The following is a 6,075-nucleotide window of genomic DNA, read 5'->3' on the forward strand; positions in this document are numbered from 1 at the left end:
TGTATTGTTTACACCGTATTTGAAACTAAGTGAGATGGAGACTAACAAAACTACTACGAGAACTTTCCAGTATCTCATGTTTACCTTCACCTTTTTGAAGAATTATTGATCTTTATAAAATTGATTACCGAAATTTTTATCACAAAAGTTTATCCCAGAGAACAAAATATTTGGTACTTTGTTTATAGTTACGAGTAAGAAGTAATCAATAGGTAAATACAGCATCAATTGCATCGTTGTCTCGAATTTAGAACCAATACAACCTAAATTAAAATCTCTTAGGCAGAAAATCTTTGATATTTTTAAACTAATTTTCATTTTTGTTAATAAATTCCGTATAAGTTCTTATAAATTACGCATCTTATAAACTTTTTAAACGATCCTTTATCCTGAGATTTTTTGTAAGATTCCCCCGTTTTTAAAACCTAACAACTTGATAGATGGTAGTTTTCAAAATTGAAAGAGTTAATATTTTATTTTGAACTCACATTGAAAATTTTCTGTTTTAGATTATGTTTTTCTAGGATTTATATATAAGAGTTGTTGAAAAATTAATTCTTCATTCATTTCTGTTTTATAGAAACTGTCGATTAAAGCAATTTTGTTGTTGAGCTGAACTATGAAATTTTTTAACAATTCTATAGATTTTCTAAAATTCATAATAAAAAAGTAATTGATTGAATTTATCATTCTCATCTTTTATCTTTTTTTGTTTTCCGATAAAAACGAGATTGTTTAGAATGTTCTAATGAATCTGAATTATAATCCATTTATTTTATAGATATATTTGACTTATATTTGAATTAATGATCTGTAATTTTTTCAAGTTCTGAAAGTTTATCTAGTTTTAATTAAATAGTCTCTATAAAATAGATTTTAATTTTTGCAAAAGCCATTCTTTTAAATGCCAAGTACTTATCTCAAAACTTCAAAAAGTATAAACGATAGTCTTTAGAGATTTTTAATGAAATGCTGAGGTTCCACGCAGAAATTGACATGTTTCAAAGTTTACGAATTTTCCAGTAGTTTACTGCTATCGTCAAATCTTCATAATCTCTAAATTTTGGGACAGGTTTAAAATAAATGTAGGTTTTTTATAGTAGAGGTTATCTCGAAAGTATCTTGAATTACCAGAATCGAAATTTTAAGCAAAGATAAAGTATTTTTGAGATGGCTCCTGGCAAATATTTTAGATTTTAATCATGTCGTTTTGATATTCAATCTAAAATCTAGTTTTATTTATAAGTGTGCGTTTGTACGATTTTAAATCTTGATATAAATTTTTTTCTTATCTAAGATGCTTAAAATTATCCACCAGAATAAGAGATTAAACATCGCGTATATAAATGATTCTAAATGTGAATTTCCTATAAAATTAAGTTTAGAATAAAAGAAAGTCTTAATGCTAATTAATTTTCCATTTTCTAAGACAATGGTCCAGAGATTGAGTGTTCTTGCAATAAGCCCGGAGCCCACAAATACTAAAATTGCATTTTTACCAAATACAAGAAAAGGTTGAAATATAGTTTCTAATTTCAATCGATTCCATTTTTTTGCTCGTAGTAGAAAATTTAAAAATTCAAAAAAAACTATCGATAAAAAAGCTAGGCCTGCTGTATAAATTACATAACTTCCAGTCCAGAGGCTTTTATTTATTGGAAGGTTTTGATCCCATAATAGACCGACTAACACGAGTAAGATTCCAAATCCGAAAATGCTTAAAATCTGTTTTTTAGTTTCATTTGTTTTTGAAGAAAGTATCGATCCGCAAAAAACACCTAACAAAGAAGTTGCTATCGATGAAATTCCACTGAAAAATCCCTCGGGATCCCAAGTTTTAGAAAACTTCCATAGATGATTTTCTCCGAAAATGTTTCGATCAATCCAGGCTCCAATGTCTTTTCCCGGTTCTAAGTAGACGATTGATTCTCCGGGGGGTGGGATTTGGATCAGGACCCAAGTATGAACGATTAGGATCGGAATCCAGGAAATTAATATCGTTCTTTTTGGTAGTATTAGGTATAAAGAAGCGACTACCCAATAAACAAATCCGATTCTTTGGAGTACACCTGGAATCCTGAGTTCTGAAAAAGACCATTCTCCGAAAAAATTTAAAAATAGTCCGATCAAAATCAGTGTGATACTTCGTATACAAATTCCAAACCAAATTCTACTTATATAAATTTTGTTTTTTGAATATACTGAAAATGGAATGGATGTACCCACGGCAAATAGAAAAAATGGAAAGACTAAATCCGTTGGCGTACATCCATTCCATTTTGCGTGTTTCAATGGAGTATAGATAAAAGACCAAGAACCAGGATTATTTACTAGGATCATCCCAGCTACGGTCATTCCTCGGAATAAATCCAAGGATAAAATTCGATTTTGATTTGATTTCTTTTCCAAACTTTGCCCTTTTATTTTCCGAATATGAATTGTATGAGTCGCAATTGTAATCCAGTGTTTGACTTTTTAGAGTTGTTTTGATAACTTCTTGTGTTTTCTGTAACCAGTCGTATGTGAAATTTTTTAAGTAATTTTGCAAATGAATTAGAGTTGTTGAAAAATTCCATAGTTCAAATTAGCAAAACTTCTTCAATGAACCGTTTCCATGAAACAGAAACAGATAGTGAATTAATTTTTCAACAACTCTATTATACTAATTTTCTTATGTCGAATTTATATTAAACTAAAAACTGAATTTTTCTCTTTGGTTCTCGTCTGAATTGATAAACATTCGATTGTATTTTTCTTATATCGTTTTTTTGTTTTTCAGTGAATCTGTACAAGAGTTTTCCCATTACGCTGTTTCTTGATAAGTGGTGTTGGTGGTTGTAATCTGACTTTATACGTGACATGCCCCCGTTTTTAGTGCCAGTGTAATGAGTTAAAATCCTCTTAAGCAGAGCACCTTAAATATACTTCGGGAGTTCGTCCCCCGAGAGAACTATGTGGCCTCTCAGAATTGTAGAAGTTCCTCCAATCTTCGACAAGGCGTTGTGCTTCTTCAATATTTTTAAACCAATTTTCATTCAAACATTCGTTTCGCATCTTACCGTTAAAACTTTCGATGAAAGCATTTTCAGTCGGCTTTCCGGGAGTCGTAAAATGAATATCGATTCCTTTCTCCTGTGTCCATTTCAAAAAAGATCTTGAAGTAAATTCAGGACCGTTGTCTACGACGATTTGTTTCGGAAGACCGTAAACTTCGATTACTTCATTCAAAATTCTTACAACTCTCTCGGAAGGAATTGAAAACTCCGGTTGAGTCGCTATCGCTAAACGACCATAGTCATCGATTATATTCAAGATTCTGAATCTTCTTCCTGAATAAAGCGAGTCCGACATAAAATCCATCGACCATCTTTCTCCAAACGCTCCCGGTAAAAGTTTAGGAACCGTTGGCAAAGGCAATCGTTTGCGCCTTTGTTTGATTCGGTATTTCAAGCCCAATTCCACATACAATCGATAGATTCGTTTGTGATTCACTCTCTCTTCTTTTCGTATAAAATCATGGATTTGCCTGTAACCCGCTCTTTTATGTTTGTATGCCAATTCCCGGATGCGCTCTTTGAGTTCCTTATCTTTATCAAAGAATTTGAATCTGTTTCGAAAGCCGGTTCGAGATTCTTTCAGAAGACGACAAGATTTTCGTTCGCCAAGTTTTGGTTTGATGAGCATGATCGCTTCCTGTTTCTGTTCCCGGCTTACCACTTTTTTTCAAGTAACATCTTGATCGCTTCGTTTTCCAAAGCCAATTCTGCGTAAAGCTTTTTCAGCTTGCCGTTCTCTTCTTCCAAGGACTTCATTCGCTTTAATTCACTCAGCTCCATTCCGCCGTATTTCGAACGCCAGCGATAAAATGTATTTCCGCTGATTCCATACTTTCGACAGATTTCAGGGGTCGAGACCCCTGACTCCGATTCTTTCAACACTTTGTGGATTTGTTCTTCGCTATATCGCTTCTTCATTGCTTCCTCCAAATTTATTATACATCAGGAGGATTTTCACAATTTCAGCTGGTCCTTTATTCGGGGGCTAGGTCATACGTGATTTAATGTGAATTCGACGTAAGAAAATCTGGGCGAATAAAAAACTCAATGCAAGGATTTCCTGAATGCCGATCTATTCGCTGAGTTTTATGGGTCGTTCGACAAATCGAGTTCTATTAAACTAAAGATGATTGTTGTATAACGTTTCCTGTATATAATTTATTGACCAGAACTGAGAACCAGATCCGGCCTGATTTTTTTAAGTCGAACTCACTTTGATTAAGGTTGAATTGTTTTTTCAGTCGTCCGATTCTTAGATCTGAGAATCCAATCGATTTCTTGTTCGGTTATCGTTGGTGGCATCATTCCACTCTGCAATTTATCGATGACTAGATTTGCTGCTTGTTCGGCCTGGCTTTCTAAATCGAATCCTTTGACTCCTCTTAAGCCAGGTATATGTGGTTGATGAATTGTACGCGCAGAATTTACAAAGATGTCATAACCGTATCCACCGGAATTGTTTTGATAGGTTTTGATTTGGAACTCCGCATTTTTTAAGGAAGTCTGGTCTACATTAGATTTTTCTGATTTAGATCGATTACAATCTGCAAATATTATAAAAATAATAAATAACAAAACTGATCTTTTTATGATAAACATTTACTTTCCTTGATATGTTTTTTTTAGAATCATAAAAATCACGGCGGTTTTAGGACCGCCATGATTCCCCTTTTTTACTGACCGGGAGGTACTTTGTAAAATTGATAAACTTTTTGGCCAACAATTCCGTAGGCATAGTCTCCGATCGTAAAAACGCTTCGGAATGTAAGGCTGTCGTGGGGGAAATAGGGAAGATTTACTTCTCTCTGCCATGAATCGGTGCGCGGATGATAGGACCAAAGTTGAACTTCGGAACCTCCTCCTGCAATCCCTACGCCCCATAAAGAGAATCCAAGCATGTCTGTTCTTTGAGCAGGTAAGGAAGAAATTTGAGCCCAGGTTCCTGGCTTTCCTTCAACAGGTTGGTATTTCCAAAAATCTTGTAGTGATGCATTTTTAACTTCGTCGGGAGATCCTCCTCCTACGTAACCGGTTGTTCCAATAACAAAAGAAGTTGCGTAGGTTCGTCTATTTGCTGTTGGAAGTCCCGCAACTTTTCTCCAAGAATCCGTTGTTGGATTGTATTCCCAAAAATCGCTTTTTATATTGTTACCGTCGCTATAATCAGTAGTTGCTCCTGTGCCTAAGTAACCTTTACTGCCGATTGTAAAAGAAACTGCTCCGAAACGTGCTGATCCTGGAAAATTTAATTTTGATACCCATTGATTTGTAATTGGATTGTATTCCCGCCAATTCTTATAAAGTGTACTGTTATTATCGATACCCAGGCCATAATAACCTTTTCCATTGAGGGCAAATCCTGAAGCGTGTCGGTATCCTAGAGGAACAGGTATGCTGACTTTTTGCGTCCAAGAGTCTGTTGTAGGATCATATTCCCACAAATCATTTTGAAAACCATAGTAAGATACTCCTCCAGCAAGATAACCTTTCCCATTAATTGCAAACGTTACAGCGCCATTTCTGCCGTAGCCTGTAAAATCTTTTTTGATTCCCCAGCCAACTCCATCCCATGGCGGCTCCGGCTCCGGTTCTGGGTCGACACTCATGTTTCGAGTGTTCATCATTTCAGGATGGTTGGAAGAAGAAACCTCCAAGATAGACAGCAAAGTTTTGCTTTCATCACTATTCTGTTCGCCGCAAGTTCCAAAAACCAGACATCCTATACTTACCAAAAAAATGGTAAGTGCTTTCTTGATTTGCATTTATTACTCCTTTTGTATGTTTGGAACTACTGACAATTGCATAATATATCACCAAAAAGAAGTACCCAAATAATCTAATAAAAAAAGACTGTAGAAATGGGTAATATAGCGGGAGTGAAACGAGATTTCAAAGGATTAGAGAAACGTCGTTTAAAAGGCCTGAAGCTGCGAGGGGAAGGGATTAAAAGATCTGAAGTGGCGCGTCGTCTGGGAGTGACTCGGCATGCAGTAAGGCAGTGGGAGAAACAAGTAGAGGA

The 6,075-nt window shown here is 35.1% G+C and carries 6 protein-coding genes (1 of these 6 only partly in view); 1 reads left to right on the top strand and 5 read right to left on the bottom strand.

Annotation, left to right across the window (positions count from 1 at the left end):
* From LEP1GSC059_RS05700 to LEP1GSC059_RS05730, 5 genes are all read right to left on the bottom strand, one after another.
* Positions 1-78: the 5' portion of a DUF1561 domain-containing protein gene (locus LEP1GSC059_RS05700; RefSeq protein WP_017215611.1), read on the bottom strand. Its footprint begins 1,833 nt before the window's first position; only the first 78 of its 1,911 coding nucleotides appear in the window; it begins with the start codon at positions 76-78; its stop codon lies off the left edge, out of view.
* 1,185 nt (positions 79-1,263) lie between these two features.
* Positions 1,264-2,409, bottom strand: a complete 1,146-nt coding sequence (locus LEP1GSC059_RS05710; RefSeq protein ID WP_017215613.1) for an acyltransferase family protein — start codon at positions 2,407-2,409, stop codon at positions 1,264-1,266.
* A 492-nt stretch (positions 2,410-2,901) separates the two neighbouring features.
* A protein-coding gene (locus LEP1GSC059_RS05715) for an IS3 family transposase (protein WP_420323973.1) occupies positions 2,902-3,974 on the bottom strand; the annotation gives its coding sequence in 2 pieces (ribosomal slippage) (positions 2,902-3,725 and positions 3,725-3,974; 1,074 coding nt in all).
* Positions 3,975-4,274: 300 nt separating this feature from the next.
* Positions 4,275-4,655 (bottom strand): DUF4907 domain-containing protein, encoded by a 381-nt coding sequence (locus LEP1GSC059_RS05725; RefSeq protein WP_017215614.1) that lies wholly within the window; start codon positions 4,653-4,655, stop codon positions 4,275-4,277.
* Between the two features lie 74 nt (positions 4,656-4,729).
* A complete protein-coding gene (locus tag LEP1GSC059_RS05730) occupies positions 4,730-5,818 on the bottom strand; it encodes a Kelch repeat-containing protein (protein WP_020980427.1) in 1,089 nt (362 codons plus the stop codon).
* Positions 5,819-5,914: 96 nt separating this feature from the next.
* Here LEP1GSC059_RS05730 and LEP1GSC059_RS05735 point away from each other — a divergent pair.
* The coding region (locus tag LEP1GSC059_RS05735) for a helix-turn-helix domain-containing protein (RefSeq protein ID WP_020980441.1) at positions 5,915-6,075 on the top strand (161 nt) is incomplete at its 3' end.

The sequence above is a fragment of the Leptospira noguchii serovar Panama str. CZ214 genome, assembly GCF_000306255.2.
GTDB classification, from domain to species: Bacteria; Spirochaetota; Leptospiria; order Leptospirales; family Leptospiraceae; genus Leptospira; species Leptospira noguchii.